Origin of the sequence: Staphylococcus sp. FSL W8-0056, assembly GCF_037963075.1 — a bacterium.
Classification (GTDB): domain Bacteria; phylum Bacillota; class Bacilli; order Staphylococcales; family Staphylococcaceae; genus Staphylococcus; species Staphylococcus aureus.
In genome coordinates this window covers 1,558,213-1,577,797 of sequence record NZ_CP150142.1, presented here as the reverse complement: position 1 = coordinate 1,577,797, position 19,585 = coordinate 1,558,213, and the positions used below count along the sequence as shown (strand labels likewise).

Genomic DNA, 19,585 nt, shown 5'->3' with positions numbered 1-19,585 from the left:
TTTAACACTCTAGAGGTAAATCTATCTAGGTAATCCGAATTCTCCGTTAATTTAACGGAAATACAATGAATTGTTAGTTTTCTTAAAAGAGCAAGTGTCAAATACGTATCAAGAAAAAGTTTTTCTGACTCGTTGACCTTGTTCTTTCTTGTTCTAAAATAAAACGTGCAAATAAAAAAGTTATCTGCTTTTCTATTTGCACGATATGGTTTGGAAATTAAAGAATATAAATAAGGGACTACTGCTAATTTATGAGGTTAAAGTTTCAATGATTTTTGATTTATTAGACCATTTTAATATCTCAAGGTTTTCATGTTCTGCTACAGTTTGTGCTCTTTCATTTATCGGATGATCTACATCATTTACAATTATCAACATGATAGGTTCTAATTTGTTTCTGGATGGTCTGTTTGGTTTGATATCACGGTAAATATAAGCTTCATTAGTTATTTTGTTGAAATCTAAGTTGTTTGTAAAGTTAACTAGTTTTTCTGGTTGTGATTTTGTTTCAGAAACAATATAATCAATAGAATATTTTAAACCTGATTCTCCAGAAACAGAAACTTGTGCTAAACCTCTTATTTTTTGGTCATATAAGAATTCAAATACTTCTTCATAGAATATGTTTGTAACGTTAGATTTAGTAGTTAAAGTAAGGTCATAAATTTTCAATATGCCTTGAATTAAATTATGTTTAGACTGAGCAAAACTCTCATTTTTAACATCCGCTGTAATTTCTTTATCAACTAATTTTAAATTAAATTGATTTAAAATATTCTGTATAAGTTTAGTTCTCGTTTTTGTGTTTATATCAATACCCAACATTTCTAATTCATTAATCGTCAATCCGTCATCTGATAGACAAATTTCATTATTAGGTAGTGTATCAGCATATATTCTAATAAAATCATTCAAATGGTTCTTAAAGGGAGTAGTAATTTCTGTAGAACTATCTAATTCTTTGAAGATATAATTTTGCTTTAACCAGTTGAAATATTCGTTCATTCTTTCTTCGATAGTCTTCACTAAGTATCCCTCCATTTCTTTTACAGTAATCTTGGTTCTTTTATAACATTATCGTGTTTTATATTAGTATACTTCATAAAGAAGTCTAATGATTCTATAATTTCATCTGTTAATTCTAAATCTTCAATATCTTTTAATGGGATCGCAATACCACCATTATTATATTCTTCAGTATATATGTGTATATGTGGCGTAGGTATTCTTTCATTATTTGGTGGATTTGCATGATCACTACCATTAACATCGAACCTAATCATATTAGAAATATAATTATTACTTCTTAGCAAAAAAATAATAAGGGTAGGGGGGCTACCCGAAATTATTTAGTTTGATTTTATTCATATCTTTCTGGTTCGAGACCCATTTCTCTTAAAATTTGGTCGCTATTTTCTTGTGCTCTTTGAGCTTCTTCAGGTGTATAAAAATGCTTATACTCTCTTTTATATATCGGGTCTGTTTCTCCCTCTACATATTCTTCTCTAATAGGGTTATTTGTAGTTGTGTGTGATTGTCCATTATAAATTTCTGTAACTGTATTCCCGTTTTCTATAACTGTGTAATTATTTTTATTGCTTTGTTGTTGATTGTTATGATTACTATTATTATTTAAGACTGGTTGTTTATTATTGACATTTTGAACTTGCTCATTATTGTTTTTATTTATATCTTGATTCTTCTTTTCGTTCTTTGGTTTATCATTATTTTTCGTAGCTTCTTTTTTTACTTCTGATTTTTTTTCGTCTTCCTTTTTCTTATTTTCATTGTTAGCATTCCCACATGCGACTAAAATCATTGTACTAGCTAGTAATAGACTGAGTAATCTCCTCATGCTGTTATCTCCTTTTATTTATATGTGAATCGATAGTTTTAAAATTAAACAATATCTAAATTCTTAGATTTGACTACCTAAGTGTATACGATTCATTCATACAATTATAAAATAATTGAAACTTTAGTACAATGCATTAATTTTATACGTTAAAAAGTTAAATTTATTAGTATAAAGATATCATTCATTCTCCGCTAATTTAATGGAAATAGCGTGAAATATTCAGATTCTTAAAAGAGCAAGTGTCATATACGTATCAAGAAAAAGATTTTCTGACTCGTTAACCTTGCTCTTTTTTGTTCTAAAATAAAACGTTCAAATTAAAAAATTATCTGCTTTTATTTGTTCGATAAGATTTAAAGATTGAAGAATATGAACAGGGGACTATGTTAGTTTACTATAATGTTGACATTTTTAATTTTGAACTCTACATTTTGTTGAGAGTATCTGGTTATATTTGCAAAATGGTATGAACATATATCATCACTTATTAAGTTGTCTTAATGATTGAATGACCCAGTATTTATTCAGTTCGAGAAGATTGAGAGTGTTAAATCGTATTCGCGTATAATTTCGATTCTAGTCATACCATTTTCATAAAGTTTAGCCATTTGTAATTTGAAATCCTTAATATATGTTCTTCTGACTCTTGTCAAAATAAAATCGCCTATCCACATAGTTTAACAATAATTATTCTCAAATAATTTGTTTAACTATGTGTAGACGATTCTGCATTATCTATAAGACTATTCAATTTGCTATCTTAAGCTGTTTCGAAATTTTCAAATTCGTTTCATTTAATATAAACATTGATATTATCACGTCTATAAATATTAAATCAATAAACCTATCTTTTCATCTAATTCGCTATAATCTATTGTACTAATATAGTTTTCATGAAGAAGATTTTTATTATGTTCATTTATTTCTTTTTTTGAGTCATTTAAAATAAAAATAAACTCATTTTGCCTGTGTCTTTTTATTTTTTTTGCTTGCATAGCATCCGTTATTTTCGACTTAATAATCATAGAATTATTAGGGTTAGAAATAACATTGATAAATTTTTCTTTTTGATTTTTCTTAGCGCTAATAAAAAAGTCGAAATTATGAACAACACCACTGCTTCCTATAATAGGTATATCTCTTCCGTAATAAATGTTATGTTCATCCAATTTGTTTGCAACATCTTCTGTAAATATGTTCTGTGACTTAGGATTAGAAAGTAAGTACATATCATTAACAAATATAAGGCACTGTAATAAATTATGTTTCGATTTATTAAAATTTTTAAAGTTAGTTTGAACAAAAATTTCGTGAGTTTTATCGTTATATTTAATACCGTAAGCTGAAAGGTGCTCTTCAAAAATCTTTTTACGTTTTTTAAATTTATTTATAGAAACACCGTTATTTTCTAAACCAAATATAGTATAGCCGTCATCAGTCAGTGTAATCATGTCTCTGGACTGATCGTATAAAGCGTATATTTTTAAATTATCTAAAGAATTATCTTTAAAAGGGGTATCTATTTTTACTGAATTGTTTGATAAATTAGAAAACTCTAAAATCTGATTATACCAATCAAGATATTCTTTTTTTAATTTTTTAGCATCAAACGTAGTCATATTATCCCTCCTTTATTCAAGGTCTTTTATATTTTTTTACTCTAAAAACGACATATACACATTATACAAGTTATAGATGTCGGGGAAATCTTTCAAGTTAATTTCATAAGCAAACCTATCCTTTTTATCACACTTATCATTATATATGTGAATATGACTTTTCGGAGCGATTGTTCCATCTGGATTATCGTGAGTACCACCGTTAATATCTATTCTAACTAGGGTGTGATAGGTATCTTTGAAAATGATTGAAATTGAAAACCTATCTTTTTCTATGTTATCCCTTTTTATTGTTAAGAAGTACTTTATTCCTAACTTAAAACTTATTATTTCTTGCCTTTCATTTATTCGACTAGCAACTATTGTTTTTTATTCATTTACATCGATATGAGTTTCTGGATATTTTAATTCATTTATTAATAATTTTACGTGCTCATCGTCAAGACTATTTAAATCAAGTTTAGCCATGTCTGTTCCTCCTTTAACGTTGTATAGGCATTAATTTTTAATACTTTCTTATTTGAAAAAAGCAAAAAAAGATAGGTGAGATGCATACACAACCAAAAGTGTATATCATCAATTTAGTACCTCGCAATATAATTTTATACAATGTATAATAAGATTTAAAGATGTAGTTCATCAACATTTTCATAGGGGATTTTTAAAATTAAGTATTGAAAAATAAAATATTTATATTATAATATAAATAAGTCAACGACCATGCGTGGACAGTAAAACGAAGTACATGCGAATGTAGTAGCCGTTTACTATGAGACTAGGCATTATAATTGAATATCATAGTATAAATTGCCATGAGAGTAGAAGCTTCAGTTTATGAAGACTTCGAAATCATGGTTTTTTATTTTTAAAGTGAAATTTTAGTTCATAGTAAATATATATATGTTTTTAATTCGGCTAAATCATAGCATTAAATTTTTTAGATGAAGCTAGCGATATTACGAAATGATATATAGAAGATTTCAGTTATAACAGTATACGAAGTAATCCTCTCCGTTTAACGGACAATAGTTAATAATCAGTTAATTTTAAATTCAATTATAGATTATTTTTGATAATACAAACATTATTTTTTAAGATTTGATTAAAGTTCGTTTTGATTTTTATAGCGAAAAAGTTGAGCATCGGCAATTTTATCATATTGTTCGAGTATAAAGGGAACTATTTAAATGTAATGAAGGTTGCGCCAAAATGACCGGTTTTCAGCATCATAAATGAATAAATTGTATCATTTTTAATATTTTATAGCATTTTATTTTTTTAATGAACAGTTAATTTTATAAATAAGTGAAATAATCTAGAATAAATTTGTATTAAAAATTTATATAGAAAGAAAGTGAAACTTATGTTTAAGAAAAAAATGTTAGCTGCAACTTTGTCAGTAGGACTGATTGCGCCTTTAGCATCTCCGATTCAAGAATCTAGAGCTAATACTAATATAGAGAATATTGGTGATGGTGCTGAAGTAATCAAACGTACGGAGGATGTAAGTAGTAAGAAATGGGGCGTTACTCAAAATGTTCAATTCGACTTTGTAAAAGATAAAAAATATAACAAAGATGCTTTAATTGTTAAAATGCAAGGTTTTATTAATTCCAGAACTTCATTTTCAGATGTGAAGGGTAGTGGATATGAATTGACTAAACGAATGATTTGGCCATTCCAATATAATATAGGACTGACGACTAAAGATCCAAATGTTAGCTTAATCAATTACCTTCCTAAAAACAAAATAGAAACTACTGATGTTGGTCAAACATTAGGATATAACATTGGAGGTAATTTCCAGTCAGCACCATCTATAGGTGGCAATGGCTCATTTAATTATTCTAAAACAATTAGTTATACCCAAAAGAGTTATGTCAGTGAAGTAGACAAGCAAAACTCAAAATCAGTTAAATGGGGTGTTAAAGCAAACGAATTTGTTACGCCTGATGGTAAAAAATCTGCGCATGATAGATATTTATTCGTACAAAGTCCAAATGGTCCAACAGGTTCAGCAAGAGAATATTTTGCTCCTGATAATCAATTGCCACCTTTAGTTCAAAGTGGCTTTAATCCATCATTTATCACTACACTATCACATGAAAAAGGTTCAAGTGATACGAGTGAATTTGAAATTTCATATGGTAGAAACTTAGATATTACATATGCGACTTTATTCCCTAGAACTGGTATTTACGCAGAAAGAAAGCATAATGCATTTGTAAATAGAAACTTTGTAGTTAGATATGAAGTTAATTGGAAAACACACGAAATTAAAGTGAAAGGACATAATTAATATGAAAATGAAAAAATTAGTCAAATCATCAGTTGCTTCATCAATTGCACTGCTTTTGCTATCGAATACAGTTGATGCAGCTCAACATATCACACCTGTAAGCGAGAAAAAAGTAGATGACAAAATCACTTTATACAAAACAACAGCAACATCTGATAATGATAAATTGAATATTTCTCAAATTTTAACGTTTAATTTCATTAAGGATAAAAGTTATGACAAAGATACATTAGTACTTAAGGCAGCCGGAAACATTAATTCAGGTTATAAAAAGCCTAATCCAAAAGATTACAATTACTCACAGTTTTATTGGGGCGGTAAGTATAATGTTTCGGTTAGTTCAGAATCAAATGATGCTGTAAATGTTGTTGACTATGCACCTAAAAATCAAAATGAAGAATTCCAAGTTCAACAAACATTAGGTTATTCTTATGGCGGAGATATTAATATATCTAATGGCTTATCAGGTGGATTGAATGGATCAAAATCATTTTCAGAAACAATAAATTATAAACAAGAAAGTTACAGAACTACGATTGATAGAAAAACAAATCATAAATCAATTGGCTGGGGTGTTGAGGCGCACAAAATTATGAATAATGGTTGGGGACCATATGGTAGAGATAGTTATGACCCAACATATGGTAATGAACTGTTTTTAGGTGGTAGACAAAGTAGTTCAAATGCTGGACAAAATTTCTTGCCAACACATCAAATGCCTTTATTGGCGCGTGGTAACTTTAACCCAGAATTTATAAGCGTACTTTCTCATAAACAAAATGATACAAAAAAATCTAAAATCAAAGTAACTTACCAAAGAGAAATGGATAGATATACTAATCAATGGAATCGACTACACTGGATTGGTAATAACTACAAAAATCAAAATACAGTAACGTTTACATCTACTTATGAAGTTGACTGGCAAAACCATACTGTTAAATTAATCGGTACGGATTCTAAAGAAACTAATCCTGGAGTATAGAATTGTATATGATTAAATAATCAACAAAGTGCAATTATTTCAATTATCAAACGGAATTAAAGAACTAACATAATTTTTATTTACACACATGATAATTTTTAGTTAGGGAAATGTAGATTACTTTGCTAAATAGCAGGGTGCTAAATTTACGAAAGTAGAATTATTTAGAAACTTCCAACATATAAAAAATTATTAAAAAAATGGAACCACGTCTTAATCGGCGTGGTTCGTTTTGTAGATATAGCATCTATGATTGTATGACGGTGAAAGTTCATTACAAACTTGGTATTGGTAAATTTATCATTTTAAGTATCGGTGATTTAATTGAAATAGAAACTATTATCGAAGAAACATTATATAACACGATAATTATACGTTACTAAACTTTTCTTCAAGTTGTTTTTTGTTTTCAAATGAAAATACCTCTACATTATATTGAGACAACATTGTTGATACTGCTTCGCTAATATCATCTTGTTGTTCTGTAATGATATTAAGTCTAGCATTAGAATCAAAATTTTTATTTCTATGTATTTCAACATCATTCCAATCGAAAAGGACATTTTTTGCATTGTTTTTATCGATTCGTTTAATTGTTTTAACATACTCTGTAGCTTCTCCTGGAAATACTGCTTCGAAACTATGGATTAACTTAGATTTCCCCTCTACCTTAAATTCGGGAAATATATTAGGATAAATCTTTCTGTTTGATAGAAAATATTGCATCACTTCGTCTTTAAATAAGGACTTAATATTTTCTTTCTTTAATATTCCCAAATAACTGATCTCGGAAATAGCCAAAACATAATCATGAATAGCTTGAGATAAGTTTATTCTATTTGTATATAAGTTTATTCTATTTGTATAAAAGTTTATGTGCTTATTTTCGATGACTAGACTGTAGTTTTGTACAATATTATTGAGAAGTTGATACTTTTTTTGTTTTTTATTACTAGTTAAATCTATACCTAATTGTTCCATGTTCCATAAAGTTTCACCATGATCAGTTAGTTTATATCGATCCCCTGAAAAAGATATATTTACAGAAATAGAATCACCAAAATAATCGACGATAGGTGAATAAAATTCTATAGTTTCATTTTCTAATGGGATAAACTTTGATTCTGTTTGTAAGTAATCAAAATAGTCTTTGCTAATAGATTTAATTGTGTTGTCATGCATAGTATCACCAACTCATGAATAGATTAGTTTCAATTTTAATATTATCATTATGATTAGTTTTTGTATATTCAAGCAAAGTAAATAATTGTTTTACAAAATCAGAGCTATCGTCAAATATATTATAAGGTAAAGGATATGCTTTCATATGGGTTGCGCCGTCAGCTTTTTGTATAAATTCTTTTTCAGAAAATATATTAATTCTATTTCCCCTTATTTTCTCATTATTAGAGTTTTTATGAAAACCGTCATTAAGATTTAAACGTAACAAGCTATAGTTGTAACGGCATTCTCTGAAATTTATAGTTGCTTTTCCAGGCTTTAAAAAATAGCTTAAAGTGAAAAAGTATTCAGAATTACATGATGTTATGTTAATATCTCCCTTACAAGTTTCGTCTAATTTAATGTTGTATTGTTCAAGTATTTCTTTACTTAGATTTACTAAATAATTTAAATCTTCATCGTTCAGTTTCAAATGCATTTAAACATCTCCTTAGTTTAGATTTTACGATCTTAAATCCTTATATTATTTTCAGTATTTGTAGTAAGTTATACAGATGTTTTCTATAAACTTAATAATTATTCCTTTTTAGCGTCATAATCGTTTAGCAATACATGACAATGGAATATTTATTAATTTATTTAGTACCGTCATTTTTAACATTATTAATAATTTGTGATAATGTTAGATATATTTTTCATTAAAGATGTAATGGCTATTGTTGTCGGAGTTTTAATGTTTATTTTTAACGTTTATTTTGGATTAGAAGTGCTTGGAGATCATTCGTGGTTCTATTTACCAATCACATATGCTACGTGTTACGTTTATATGTTTATCGAAGGGAGTATACCAGTTACATTAACATTGGCGATCTATATTATTATCACGTTGCTATTAGCAGTTTTACTCTTTAAAGGATTTAATAAATGGAGCGGTAGAACAATTAAAGATTAAAGATTGGGGCGCTAATGGTAAAAGAAATTTAGTTGCGTTTAAAAGGGAGGAAAGAGAACAGATAAATATGAATACAAAATAATTTTGTATTCGGACAGCAGGGGTATTAGACGCGATTGACAATGTCTGGTTAATTAAACGTAATGTTTATTTAAGCGATGAATATTAGGTGCAAAGTTTTTGAATTTGAATGTAATTGAGGTTTATTGATTAGACATTTTATTGAATTGCGTGTTATTATATAAATGTAAAAATAAGACGACATGCGCGAACATGTCGTCAAAGCAAGCCAAACGCTGGCTTCTAAAATATTTTTTAACCATTCCAACTTGCCAAAGTTAATGCGGAATGGTTTTTTTATTTTCCGCTAATTGAAATAAAAATGACGTTTTAATATATTATGGGCTAGGTGGTTTGTAAGAAAGGGTTAGTTATTAAGGTTTTATGAATTAAGGAAATTTGAGTTTAAGGTTTAATCAATTGTGATTTTATCAATAAAGCGTTTTTTGAATGTAGTTCCATTGCCACTTGTCAGATCTGCTCCTACTTTACCTGAAACAGATGATTTTGTATTGTCAGACTTATCATTACAATGAATAGTTACTGTTTGTCCATCTGTAACCAAACCTTTTTCCCTTAATTTAGATGTAAGTGTTTTCCAACTATCTTCACCACTAACAGTAGTATTAAAATCATCTGACGGTACATTATCTTTTTTCAAGTCAATTTCCTTAAGTTTAGAAAAATTACTTGGAGTACTTGAAAAATCGTCATTATTATTACCATAGGCAGAAACACTTGAAGAATATCCGGTTTTATTAACATATGTTACTGTAATCTCTTCATTTTCGTTACCACTAATAATATTTGAATCAATTAATGAATCTTTAACTTTTTTCCACAATTGACCATTTGTCATTTTTTCTTCTGCTTTTGCTGTTTTAACAACTTTATTTGTATTTAATCCTAAGTATGAAGAATGTAAACCTGTTCCTAATGTTGTTAATACTAAAGCACTTGCTACTAATGTTTTACCTAAAAATTTTGTATTCATTTTAATTGCTCCTTTTTTTATATTGTAAACGTTTACAATGAAAATATAATAATATTTTTTTAAAAGAACAATTAACTAAATATCAAAAATGTATTAACTATCTATTAACTAAAAAATATAATAATTTTTTAACATCGTTTTGTTGTTTTGAATTATAAAAACTAAAGTAAAAATGTTGGATGTGAAAGATTGTTGATGAGAATTTTGAGATGTAGATAAATATCAAACTAGTCTATAGGTAAAAATTTATAATTAATTTGAAAAGAATGTCTCAAATAATGTTTGAATTAGCAGGTGTCATACTAAGTAATGTTAAGTAAACATTTTATACTTTATCAGAACAAAAAAGACATGCATCAACATGTCAGTGAAACTAATCCATATTATCTTAACAACGAAATTGAATCGAACCTGAAAAACGTATTTACAAATCGCAACTACTCTATCCAAGGCGAAATCGCAAAATCTGATCCCCGAAATAACATATCTCGAAAAAAATTCCATAATTCAATCATCTTCAATAATTAACAATACATTACTAGTTCCAAATATACTCATACATACATGTTTCATTGATTGACTGCATATTGTCATAAATAATAGGGGAACTAATCGCTAATAATATTGTTAAACACAATACATAATAAAGTGAAAGATTTTAAATACATGAATTGTTCACCATTCCGCCATATATTTTCAATTACCTAATTTCCGAATAAATATTACAATTTTAATTCAATAATTAATATTTAAGACCAAAATAATCCTAAAAAGTCAATTTTAATTGCGTGATATTGAGTTTTAAGCATATTTAAATAAATGAGTCAATTCATGTATAATTATTTAATAAAATGTTAATAAGTGGTTAATTAATATTTAATTAATATTTTTATTTAAAATGTATATAGTAAATGTGTATCTAGATACATTAACTATAAAAATAAATTTGGAAGGAGGTAAAATATGAATAAAAATGTAATGGTTAAAGGTTTAACTGCTTTAACTATTTTAACATCTCTTGGTTTCGCTGAAAATATTTCTAATCAGCCTCATTCAATTGCCAAAGCAGAAAAGAATGTCAAAGAAATTACCGATGCAACTAAGGCACCATACAATTCAGTGGTAGCATTTGCGGGTGGTACTGGTGTAGTTGTTGGTAAAAATACAATCGTAACTAACAAACATATCGCTAAAAGTAATGATATTTTTAAAAATAGAGTAGCAGCACATTATTCGAGTAAAGGTAAAGGCGGAGGAAACTACGACGTTAAAGACATTGTAGAATATCCTGGAAAAGAAGACCTTGCGATAGTTCATGTTCATGAAACAAGTACAGAAGGTTTGAATTTTAATAAGAACGTTAGTTATACAAAATTTGCAGAAGGAGCAAAAGCGAAAGATAGAATTTCTGTTATTGGTTATCCAAAGGGTGCACAAACAAAATATAAAATGTTTGAATCGACAGGAACGATTAACCATATCAGTGGAACGTTTATAGAATTTGATGCGTATGCACAACCAGGTAATTCAGGATCTCCTGTATTGAATTCTAAACATGAACTGATTGGTATTTTATATGCAGGTAGTGGAAAAGATGAATCTGAAAAGAATTTCGGTGTTTATTTCACACCACAATTAAAAGAATTTATTCAAAATAATATTGAAAAATAAGTATCATCAATTCATTCGTGAAGTTGATTTTTTAAAGAGTGATTAAGAAAACGGTTACATAACCAACTAAATATACTGAATTATGTATCTAGATATCAAAATAATTAAAAAAGAAGAACTTAAAATGAACAAAAACGTAGTCATCAAGAGTTTAGCAACTTTAACAATTTTAACATCTGTAACAGGTATTGGAACAACATTGGTTGAGGAAGTTCAACAAACTGCCAAAGCAGAAAATAATGTCACAAAAATTCAAGATACTAATATTTTTCCATATACTGGTGTAGTTGCTTTTAAAAGTGCAACTGGATTTGTAGTTGGAAAGAATACTATTTTAACAAATAAACATGTGTCGAAAAATTACAAAGTGGGCGATCGTATTACTGCACATCCAAATAGTGATAAAGGTAATGGTGGTATTTATTCGATTAAAAAGATTATTAATTATCCAGGTAAAGAAGATGTATCAGTCATTCAAGTTGAAGAGCGTGCAATAGAACGTGGACCAAAAGGCTTTAATTTTAATGATAATGTAACGCCATTCAAATATGCGGCAGGGGCTAAAGCTGGTGAGCGAATTAAAGTGATTGGTTATCCACACCCATACAAAAATAAATATGTTTTATATGAGTCAACTGGCCCTGTGATGTCAGTAGAAGGTAGCAGTATTGTATATTCAGCGCATACTGAAAGCGGAAACTCTGGATCACCTGTATTAAACAGCAACAACGAATTAGTTGGTATTCATTTTGCTTCTGATGTAAAAAATGATGATAACAGAAATGCATATGGCGTCTACTTTACACCAGAAATTAAAAAATTCATTGCAGAAAACATAGATAAATAAACAAATTGACTTTAAACGAGCGTTGCAACATATCTCGAATTGTAAAGGAGCTTGAAAATGAATAAAAATATAGTCATTAAAAGCATGGCAGCATTAGCCATTCTAACCTCAGTAACTGGAATAAATGCTGCAGTCGTTGAAGAGACACAACAAATAGCAAATGCAGAGAAGAATGTTACGCAAGTTAAAGATACAAATAATTTTCCATATAATGGCGTCGTTTCATTTAAGGATGCGACAGGTTTTGTAATTGGAAAAAATACAATTATCACCAATAAACATGTATCAAAAGATTATAAAGTTGGCGATAGAATTACTGCCCATCCAAACGGTGACAAAGGAAATGGTGGTATATATAAAATTAAAAGCATTTCTGATTATCCGGGTGATGAAGACATCTCTGTCATGAATATTGAAGAACAAGCAGTTGAACGTGGACCAAAAGGCTTTAATTTTAATGAAAATGTCCAAGCATTCAATTTTGCGAAAGATGCTAAAGTTGATGACAAAATTAAAGTTATTGGTTACCCATTACCTGCTCAAAATAGTTTTAAACAGTTTGAATCTACAGGAACTATAAAAAGAATCAAAGACAATATTTTAAATTTTGATGCATACATTGAACCCGGGAATTCAGGATCACCAGTTCTAAATTCTAACAATGAGGTCATAGGTGTGGTGTATGGCGGTATTGGAAAAATTGGTTCTGAATATAATGGTGCCGTATACTTTACGCCTCAAATCAAAGATTTTATTCAAAAGCACATTGAACAATAAACAAATTTAAATATACACCATGAGCATGTGTTCAATAATTTTAATGAAAAACATCGGTCGAATATAACATAAAAAAACGTCTATATCAAAAGCATCATGAATAAACAGAGGAGCACAAAAATGAATAAAAATATAATCATCAAAAGTATTGCGGCATTGACGATTTTAACATCAATAACTGGTGTCGGCACAACAGTGGTTGATGGTATTCAACAAACAGCCAAAGCAGAAAATAGTGTGAAATTAATTACCAACACGAATGTTGCACCATACAGTGGTGTTACATGGATGGGCGCTGGAACAGGATTTGTAGTTGGGAATCATACAATCATTACCAATAAACATGTTACTTATCACATGAAAGTCGGTGATGAAATCAAAGCACATCCTAATGGTTTTTATAATAACGGTGGTGGACTTTATAAAGTTACTAAGATTGTAGATTATCCTGGTAAAGAAGATATTGCGGTTGTACAAGTTGAAGAAAAATCAACGCAACCAAAAGGTAGAAAATTCAAAGATTTCACTAGCAAATTTAATATAGCATCAGAAGCTAAAGAAAATGAACCTATATCAGTCATTGGTTATCCAAATCCTAATGGAAATAAACTACAAATGTATGAATCAACTGGTAAAGTACTATCAGTGAATGGAAATATAGTGACATCTGATGCGGTTGTCCAACCTGGCAGCTCTGGTTCACCTATATTAAATAGTAAGCGAGAAGCAATTGGTGTTATGTATGCTAGTGATAAACCAACAGGTGAAAGTACAAGGTCATTTGCTGTTTATTTCTCTCCTGAAATTAAGAAATTTATTGCAGATAATTTAGATAAATAAATCATCCATCCATACATTGATAAATGATTTTTAGAAATTAACAACAAAATCAACAATTTTAAACATCTCTGTGATTCTATTTATTCGAAATGATTTAAAAAATAAAACTTCAAAAACCTAACCTTATATTTATACGAATACTTAGAGGAGCACAAAAATGAATAAAAATATAATCATCAAAAGTATTGCAGCATTGACGATTTTAACATCAGTGACTGGCGTCGGCACAACAATGGTTGAAGGTATTCAACAAACAGCCAAAGCCGAAAATACTGTTAAACAAATTACAAATACAAATGTTGCACCATACAGTGGTGTTACATGGATGGGCGCTGGAACAGGATTTGTAGTTGGAAATCATACAATCATTACCAATAAACATGTTACCTATCACATGAAAGTCGGTGATGAAATCAAAGCACATCCTAATGGTTTTTATAATAACGGTGGTGGACTTTATAAAGTTACTAAGATTGTAGATTATCCTGGTAAAGAAGATATTGCGGTTGTACAAGTTGAAGAAAAATCAACACAACCAAAAGGTAGAAAATTCAAAGATTTCACTAGTAAATTTAATATAGCATCAGAAGCTAAAGAAAATGAACCTATATCAGTCATTGGTTATCCAAATCCTAATGGAAATAAACTACAAATGTATGAATCAACTGGTAAAGTATTATCAGTGAATGGGAATATAGTGTCATCGGATGCAATTATTCAGCCTGGTAGCTCTGGTTCACCTATATTAAATAGTAAACACGAAGCTATTGGTGTAATCTATGCCGGTAATAAGCCATCAGGTGAAAGCACAAGAGGATTTGCTGTTTATTTCTCTCCTGAAATTAAGAAATTCATTGCAGATAATTTAGATAAATAATTAAAACTTAGACATTCACCCAATCCTGACAAAATATACTATAACTAACATTTATTAATATATTGCATTATTTAATATGCATCAAAGCCAATCAACGATTGATTTTCACCAACTCAATTGTTGATTGGTTTTATTTATGTATGAATGAACAACTTTTTGACATCATTAAGAATATAAATGATTTTGAAAGCATTTGAAAGCTACAACATTTCTATAAAATTTTTCAATAACAATTGCGCCACTAAAACTCAAAATTTCCACCACCAACATCCAAATTATCAACATCGCAACATAACCAAATGTTATAATAAATCTATTACACAAAGAGATAAATTACTTATGCAAAGGCGGAGGAATCACATGTCTATTACTGAAAAACAACGTCAGCAACAAGCTGAATTACATAAAAAATTATGGTCGATTGCGAATGATTTAAGAGGGAACATGGATGCGAGTGAATTCCGTAATTACATTTTAGGCTTGATTTTCTATCGCTTCTTATCTGAAAAAGCCGAACAAGAATATGCAGATGCCTTGTCAGGTGAAGACATCACGTATCAAGAAGCATGGGCAGATGAAGAATATCGTGAAGACTTAAAAGCAGAATTAATTGATCAAGTCGGTTACTTCATTGAGCCACAAGATTTATTCAGTGCGATGATTCGTGAAATTGAAACGCAAGATTTCGATATAGAACATCTAGCGACGGCGATTCGCAAAGTTGAAACATCTACATTAGGTGAAGAAAGTGAAAATGACTTTATCGGGCTGTTCAGCGATATGGATTTGAGTTCAACGCGACTAGGTAACAATGTCAAAGAACGTACTGCTTTAATCTCTAAAGTCATGGTTAATCTTGACGACTTACCATTCGTTCACAGTGACATGGAAATTGATATGTTAGGTGATGCATATGAATTCCTAATCGGGCGCTTTGCGGCGACAGCGGGTAAAAAAGCAGGCGAGTTCTATACACCACAACAAGTATCTAAGATACTGGCGAAGATTGTCACAGACGGTAAAGATAAATTACGTCACGTGTACGACCCAACATGTGGTTCCGGTTCATTGTTGTTACGTGTTGGTAAAGAAACGCAAGTGTATCGTTATTTCGGACAAGAACGTAACAATACTACATACAACTTAGCACGCATGAATATGTTATTACATGATGTGCGTTATGAGAACTTCGAGATCCGTAATGATGACACATTGGAAAATCCAGCCTTTTTAGGCAATACATTTGATGCGGTTATTGCGAACCCACCATACAGTGCGAAATGGACAGCAGATTCAAAATTTGAAAATGATGAACGATTCAGTGGTTACGGCAAGCTTGCGCCAAAATCCAAAGCAGACTTTGCCTTTATTCAACACATGGTACATTACCTAGACGATGAAGGTACCATGGCAGTCGTACTCCCACATGGTGTATTATTCCGTGGTGCCGCAGAAGGTGTGATTCGTCGCTATTTAATAGAAGAAAAGAACTACTTAGAAGCCGTGATTGGGTTACCAGCCAATATTTTCTATGGGACAAGTATTCCAACATGTATTTTAGTATTTAAAAAATGTCGCCAACAAGACGACAACGTACTATTTATCGATGCATCCAATGATTTTGAAAAAGGAAAAAATCAAAACCATTTAAGCGATGCCCAAGTCGAACGTATTATAGACACATATAAGCGTAAAGCAACGATTGATAAATATAGCTACAGCGCGACATTACAAGAGATCGCCGATAACGATTACAACTTAAACATACCGCGATATGTTGATACATTCGAAGAAGAAGCACCAATTGATTTAGATCAAGTCCAACAAGATTTGAAAAATATCGACAAAGAAATCGCAGAAATTGAACAAGAAATCAATGCATACCTGAAAGAACTTGGGGTGTTGAAAGATGAGTAATACACAAACGAAAAATGTGCCAGAGTTGAGATTCCCAGGATTTGAGGGCGAATGGGAAGAGAAGAAGTTAGGGAATCTTACTACCAAAATAGGTAGTGGAAAGACTCCCAAAGGTGGAAGTGAAAACTATACAAACAAAGGCATACCATTTTTAAGGAGTCAAAATATTAGAAATGGTAAATTAAATCTTAATGACTTAGTTTATATTAGTAAAGATATAGATGATGAGATGAAAAATAGTAGAACGTACTATGGTGATGTTCTTTTAAATATTACAGGAGCATCAATAGGTAGAACAGCCATTAATTCGATAGTTGAAACGCATGCTAATTTAAATCAACATGTATGTATTATTAGATTAAAAAAAGAGTATTATTATAATTTTTTTGGACAGTATCTATTATCAAGAAAAGGTAAAAGAAAAATTTTCCTTGCACAAAGTGGAGGTAGTCGAGAAGGACTAAACTTCAAAGAAATTGCTAATTTAAAAATCTTCACCCCAACTATATTTGAAGAACAACAAAAAATAGGACAATTCTTCAGCAAACTTGACCAACAAATTGAATTAGAAGAACAAAAACTTGAATTACTTCAACAACAGAAAAAATGCTATATACAGAAAATCTTCTCACAAGAATTACGATTCAAAGATGAAGAAGGTAATTACTATAAAGGATGGAACAAAAAGCAATTAAAAGATGTATTAGAATTTAGTAATAAAAGAACTATTAATGAAAATGAATATCCTGTTTTAACATCGTCAAGACAAGGTTTAATACTTCAGTCAGACTACTATAAAGATAGGAAAACTTTTGCAGAGAGTAATATTGGGTATTTCATACTCCCTAAAAATCATATAACATACCGTTCAAGAAGCGACGATGGAATTTTTAAGTTTAATTTAAATCTAATGATTGATGTAGGTATTATTAGTAAATATTACCCTGTCTTTAAAGGGATAGATGCAAATCAATATTATTTAACATTACACTTAAACTATCAACTGAAAAAAGAATATATTAAATATGCAACTGGTACATCACAATTGGTACTCTCACAAAAAGACTTGCAAAACATAAAGACTAAATTGCCATCTTATGAAGAACAACAAAAAATCGGTGATTTTTTCAGTGAAATAGATAGATTGGTTGAAAAACAATCTTCAAAAGTCGGACGATTAAAAGTACGTAAAAAAGAACTATTACAAAAAATGTTTGTTTAATCCAGATAACAGCCTATTAATTAAAATGATAAAAATTCTATGAATAAATTGTAATATATTAATATTGAAACTATTATAATTTGGGATTTATTTTTTTGGAGTTTAGTGAATCGTCTACACTTAGTTGGACAAATTCTATGGGAATAGATATTGTTAAACTAAGAGGTTAGGCGATTTTATTGTGACAAGAGACTGAAGAGCTTTTAGTAAATAATTTAAATTAAAATAATTAAACTTTATGAAAATGGTAAGCCTAGAAACGAAATTATACGAGAATATAATCTAACATCATTAACTCTCTCAAATTAGACAAAACAAAACCAAAATACTGAGTCATTCAATCATCAAGACAGTTTAACTGGAAATGATAATTTAATAATGTGCACTTTTGATTGTTTAAACATGTACAATTTTTAAAAACCTATAGATAATTTTATTGAGATGAACAACAATGAAATTATCTTTAGACATAAATACTGATTTTGAAGTTACTACTCTTACAGATTTACCAAAATTAAAAATTGTCATGGAGAACTTAAACATGAAAATAAACAAAAGTGAAATAGCGAGACACATGGGTGTTTATAGAAGAACAGTTGATAAATATTTAAATGGCTTTGAGCCAACCAAAAAGAGAAATCGTCAGTCTATTATTGACAAGTATTATCCTATCATCGAAAAATTACTTTCAGACTCTAGTGAACAAAAGTTCTACTATAAGCTTATTCTTTGGCAATATTTGAAAGATAAACATGGATTAACCTGTGCATATTCTACATTTAGAGCTTATATCCTTAAACATGATGAATTTAATCGTTATTTTATGAAAGGTTATCAACGGTTGTCGCCTAAAGGCAAAACGAGATTCGAGACAAAAGCCAGTCATCAAGCACAGTTTGACTGGAAAGAAGGCATTAACTTTAAAACGAAGGATAATCAAATGGTCCTTTAGAAGGGATAAACAACAAAATAAAATTAATTAAACGTACATCTTTTGGTTAAGGAAGTTATAATCATTTGCGAAATCGAATATTATTATGTTCAAAACTTTACGCTCCAAAAAGTAAAAAGGAAGCTAAGCAATGTTTAGTTGCCTAACTTCCGATATTGAACTCATCAGGCCAATTTGGCATAGAGCCTTTTTTAGTTCTTGATGTTTCTCTTTAAAACCTTGCATATTTTACAAAGAGAAAGATTAGCAGTATAATTGAGATAACGAAAATAAGTATTTACTTATACACCAATCCCCTCACTATTTGCGGTAGTGAGGGGATTTTTATTGGTGCGGCTATATGTCACCTATTTTGTATTGCGTCTACTTAGCCAATAAGAAAAAAACGCAATGGCACAGCCACTGATGACTGGTGCTATGATGTGAACGAAAATAAGCATCACCTTATACACCTCCTCTCTGCGTCTAAATTGACGCCTGAGAGATAGGCGACTCTACTATTATATCATCTAATTGGACAAATTCTATGAGAG

Annotated in this window: 21 protein-coding genes and 3 pseudogenes; 14 read left to right on the top strand and 10 right to left on the bottom strand. The window is 29.7% G+C overall.

Annotated elements, in window-relative coordinates; translation table 11 throughout:
• Positions 1–249: 249 nt before the first annotated feature.
• From NSS86_RS07770 to NSS86_RS07750, 5 genes and pseudogenes are all read right to left on the bottom strand, one after another.
• Positions 250–1,026 carry a DUF1828 domain-containing protein gene (locus NSS86_RS07770; protein ID WP_000848318.1) on the bottom strand — a complete coding sequence of 259 codons (777 nt, stop codon included), beginning with the start codon at positions 1,024–1,026 and terminating at the stop codon, positions 250–252.
• 20 nt (positions 1,027–1,046) lie between these two features.
• Positions 1,047–1,283: a hypothetical protein gene (locus tag NSS86_RS07765; RefSeq protein WP_000617704.1), complete on the bottom strand. Its 237-nt coding sequence runs from the start codon at positions 1,281–1,283 to the stop codon at positions 1,047–1,049.
• 77 nt (positions 1,284–1,360) lie between these two features.
• The gene (locus NSS86_RS07760; RefSeq protein WP_001253432.1) at positions 1,361–1,855 is read right to left on the bottom strand and encodes a hypothetical protein; all 495 of its coding nucleotides are present in this window, start codon (positions 1,853–1,855) and stop codon (positions 1,361–1,363) included.
• An 833-nt stretch (positions 1,856–2,688) separates the two neighbouring features.
• Positions 2,689–3,477 (bottom strand): DUF1829 domain-containing protein, encoded by a 789-nt coding sequence (locus NSS86_RS07755; protein WP_000206344.1) that lies wholly within the window; start codon positions 3,475–3,477, stop codon positions 2,689–2,691.
• Between the two features lie 36 nt (positions 3,478–3,513).
• Positions 3,514–4,041, bottom strand: a pseudogene (locus tag NSS86_RS07750) (hypothetical protein).
• Between the two features lie 799 nt (positions 4,042–4,840).
• Between NSS86_RS07750 and lukE the strand changes: the two are divergent.
• Both lukE and lukD read left to right on the top strand, forming a co-directional pair.
• Entirely contained in the window at positions 4,841–5,776 is a 936-nt protein-coding gene (gene lukE / locus NSS86_RS07745) for a bi-component leukocidin LukED subunit E (protein WP_000473596.1), read from the top strand.
• A gap of 1 nt (position 5,777) precedes the next feature.
• Positions 5,778–6,761, top strand: coding sequence for a bi-component leukocidin LukED subunit D (lukD, locus tag NSS86_RS07740; protein ID WP_000782463.1), 984 nt, complete (start codon positions 5,778–5,780; stop codon positions 6,759–6,761).
• A gap of 369 nt (positions 6,762–7,130) precedes the next feature.
• On the opposite strand, the gene NSS86_RS07735 is transcribed toward lukD, so the two are convergent.
• Positions 7,131–7,943, bottom strand: a complete 813-nt coding sequence (locus tag NSS86_RS07735; protein ID WP_339302205.1) for a DUF1828 domain-containing protein — start codon at positions 7,941–7,943, stop codon at positions 7,131–7,133.
• A 4-nt stretch (positions 7,944–7,947) separates the two neighbouring features.
• Positions 7,948–8,421, bottom strand: coding sequence for a hypothetical protein (locus NSS86_RS07730; protein ID WP_000550252.1), 474 nt, complete (start codon positions 8,419–8,421; stop codon positions 7,948–7,950).
• A gap of 185 nt (positions 8,422–8,606) precedes the next feature.
• On the opposite strand from NSS86_RS07730, the pseudogene NSS86_RS07725 reads away from it, so the two are divergent.
• Positions 8,607–8,895: pseudogene (locus NSS86_RS07725) on the top strand (BsaG protein); the annotation flags it as partial.
• A gap of 472 nt (positions 8,896–9,367) precedes the next feature.
• On the opposite strand, the gene NSS86_RS07720 reads toward NSS86_RS07725, so the two are convergent.
• On the bottom strand, positions 9,368–9,949 hold the full coding sequence (locus NSS86_RS07720; protein WP_001092781.1) for a DUF4888 domain-containing protein: 582 nt from the start codon (positions 9,947–9,949) through the stop codon (positions 9,368–9,370).
• A 963-nt stretch (positions 9,950–10,912) separates the two neighbouring features.
• Between NSS86_RS07720 and splA the strand changes: the two genes are divergently transcribed.
• From splA to NSS86_RS07665, 11 genes and pseudogenes are all read left to right on the top strand, one after another.
• Positions 10,913–11,620 (top strand): serine protease SplA, encoded by a 708-nt coding sequence (splA, locus tag NSS86_RS07715; RefSeq protein ID WP_001039427.1) that lies wholly within the window; start codon positions 10,913–10,915, stop codon positions 11,618–11,620.
• A gap of 124 nt (positions 11,621–11,744) precedes the next feature.
• The gene (gene splB / locus NSS86_RS07710; RefSeq protein ID WP_001039454.1) at positions 11,745–12,467 is read left to right on the top strand and encodes a serine protease SplB; all 723 of its coding nucleotides are present in this window, start codon (positions 11,745–11,747) and stop codon (positions 12,465–12,467) included.
• Positions 12,468–12,524: 57 nt separating this feature from the next.
• Positions 12,525–13,244: a serine protease SplC gene (gene splC / locus NSS86_RS07705; RefSeq protein ID WP_001038872.1), complete on the top strand. Its 720-nt coding sequence runs from the start codon at positions 12,525–12,527 to the stop codon at positions 13,242–13,244.
• Between the two features lie 120 nt (positions 13,245–13,364).
• Positions 13,365–14,084 carry a serine protease SplD gene (gene splD, locus NSS86_RS07700; protein ID WP_001038704.1) on the top strand — a complete coding sequence of 240 codons (720 nt, stop codon included), beginning with the start codon at positions 13,365–13,367 and terminating at the stop codon, positions 14,082–14,084.
• 157 nt (positions 14,085–14,241) lie between these two features.
• Positions 14,242–14,961, top strand: a complete 720-nt coding sequence (gene splF, locus NSS86_RS07695; protein ID WP_001038752.1) for a serine protease SplF — start codon at positions 14,242–14,244, stop codon at positions 14,959–14,961.
• A 62-nt stretch (positions 14,962–15,023) separates the two neighbouring features.
• Positions 15,024–15,158, top strand: a complete 135-nt coding sequence (locus NSS86_RS07690) for a hypothetical protein (RefSeq protein WP_001791797.1) — start codon at positions 15,024–15,026, stop codon at positions 15,156–15,158.
• 163 nt (positions 15,159–15,321) lie between these two features.
• Complete coding sequence (locus NSS86_RS07685) at positions 15,322–16,878, top strand: type I restriction-modification system subunit M (RefSeq protein ID WP_000028669.1); 1,557 nt, start codon at positions 15,322–15,324, stop codon at positions 16,876–16,878.
• The gene (locus tag NSS86_RS07680) at positions 16,871–18,100 is read left to right on the top strand and encodes a restriction endonuclease subunit S (protein WP_000072627.1); all 1,230 of its coding nucleotides are present in this window, start codon (positions 16,871–16,873) and stop codon (positions 18,098–18,100) included. The genes NSS86_RS07685 and NSS86_RS07680 overlap by 8 nt, the downstream gene beginning before the upstream one ends.
• 219 nt (positions 18,101–18,319) lie before the next feature.
• Complete coding sequence (locus NSS86_RS07675) at positions 18,320–18,409, top strand: hypothetical protein (RefSeq protein WP_305956627.1); 90 nt, start codon at positions 18,320–18,322, stop codon at positions 18,407–18,409.
• 232 nt (positions 18,410–18,641) lie between these two features.
• The gene (locus tag NSS86_RS07670) at positions 18,642–19,052 is read left to right on the top strand and encodes an IS21 family transposase (protein WP_001808705.1); all 411 of its coding nucleotides are present in this window, start codon (positions 18,642–18,644) and stop codon (positions 19,050–19,052) included.
• Positions 19,037–19,198: pseudogene (locus NSS86_RS07665) on the top strand (transposase); the annotation flags it as partial. The gene NSS86_RS07670 and the pseudogene NSS86_RS07665, both read left to right, overlap by 16 nt.
• On the opposite strand, the gene NSS86_RS07660 reads toward NSS86_RS07665, so the two are convergent.
• Both NSS86_RS07660 and pepA1 read right to left on the bottom strand, forming a co-directional pair.
• The gene (locus NSS86_RS07660) at positions 19,176–19,277 is read right to left on the bottom strand and encodes a hypothetical protein (protein ID WP_001792025.1); all 102 of its coding nucleotides are present in this window, start codon (positions 19,275–19,277) and stop codon (positions 19,176–19,178) included. The pseudogene NSS86_RS07665 and the gene NSS86_RS07660 overlap by 23 nt on opposite strands.
• A 122-nt stretch (positions 19,278–19,399) precedes the next feature.
• Positions 19,400–19,495, bottom strand: a complete 96-nt coding sequence (gene pepA1 / locus NSS86_RS07655; RefSeq protein ID WP_001801861.1) for a type I toxin-antitoxin system Fst family toxin PepA1 — start codon at positions 19,493–19,495, stop codon at positions 19,400–19,402.
• Between the last annotated feature and the right edge of the window lie 90 nt (positions 19,496–19,585).

Excerpts from the sequence above, each read along its gene's own strand:
- NSS86_RS07680 (WP_000072627.1), top strand. The coding sequence starts at position 16,871 with ATGAGTAATACACAAACGAAAAATGTGCCAGAGTTGAGATTCCCAGGA.
- lukE (WP_000473596.1), top strand. The coding sequence starts at position 4,841 with ATGTTTAAGAAAAAAATGTTAGCTGCAACTTTGTCAGTAGGACTGATT.
- NSS86_RS07720 (WP_001092781.1), bottom strand. The coding sequence starts at position 9,949 with ATGAATACAAAATTTTTAGGTAAAACATTAGTAGCAAGTGCTTTAGTA.
- NSS86_RS07735 (WP_339302205.1), bottom strand. The coding sequence starts at position 7,943 with ATGCATGACAACACAATTAAATCTATTAGCAAAGACTATTTTGATTAC.
- splD (WP_001038704.1), top strand. The coding sequence starts at position 13,365 with ATGAATAAAAATATAATCATCAAAAGTATTGCGGCATTGACGATTTTA.
- NSS86_RS07670 (WP_001808705.1), top strand. The coding sequence starts at position 18,642 with ATGAAAATAAACAAAAGTGAAATAGCGAGACACATGGGTGTTTATAGA.
- splC (WP_001038872.1), top strand. The coding sequence starts at position 12,525 with ATGAATAAAAATATAGTCATTAAAAGCATGGCAGCATTAGCCATTCTA.
- NSS86_RS07760 (WP_001253432.1), bottom strand. The coding sequence starts at position 1,855 with ATGAGGAGATTACTCAGTCTATTACTAGCTAGTACAATGATTTTAGTC.
- NSS86_RS07685 (WP_000028669.1), top strand. The coding sequence starts at position 15,322 with ATGTCTATTACTGAAAAACAACGTCAGCAACAAGCTGAATTACATAAA.
- NSS86_RS07755 (WP_000206344.1), bottom strand. The coding sequence starts at position 3,477 with ATGACTACGTTTGATGCTAAAAAATTAAAAAAAGAATATCTTGATTGG.
- NSS86_RS07730 (WP_000550252.1), bottom strand. The coding sequence starts at position 8,421 with ATGCATTTGAAACTGAACGATGAAGATTTAAATTATTTAGTAAATCTA.
- splF (WP_001038752.1), top strand. The coding sequence starts at position 14,242 with ATGAATAAAAATATAATCATCAAAAGTATTGCAGCATTGACGATTTTA.
- NSS86_RS07660 (WP_001792025.1), bottom strand. The coding sequence starts at position 19,277 with ATGCAAGGTTTTAAAGAGAAACATCAAGAACTAAAAAAGGCTCTATGC.
- splB (WP_001039454.1), top strand. The coding sequence starts at position 11,745 with ATGAACAAAAACGTAGTCATCAAGAGTTTAGCAACTTTAACAATTTTA.
- NSS86_RS07765 (WP_000617704.1), bottom strand. The coding sequence starts at position 1,283 with ATGATTAGGTTCGATGTTAATGGTAGTGATCATGCAAATCCACCAAAT.
- lukD (WP_000782463.1), top strand. The coding sequence starts at position 5,778 with ATGAAAATGAAAAAATTAGTCAAATCATCAGTTGCTTCATCAATTGCA.
- splA (WP_001039427.1), top strand. The coding sequence starts at position 10,913 with ATGAATAAAAATGTAATGGTTAAAGGTTTAACTGCTTTAACTATTTTA.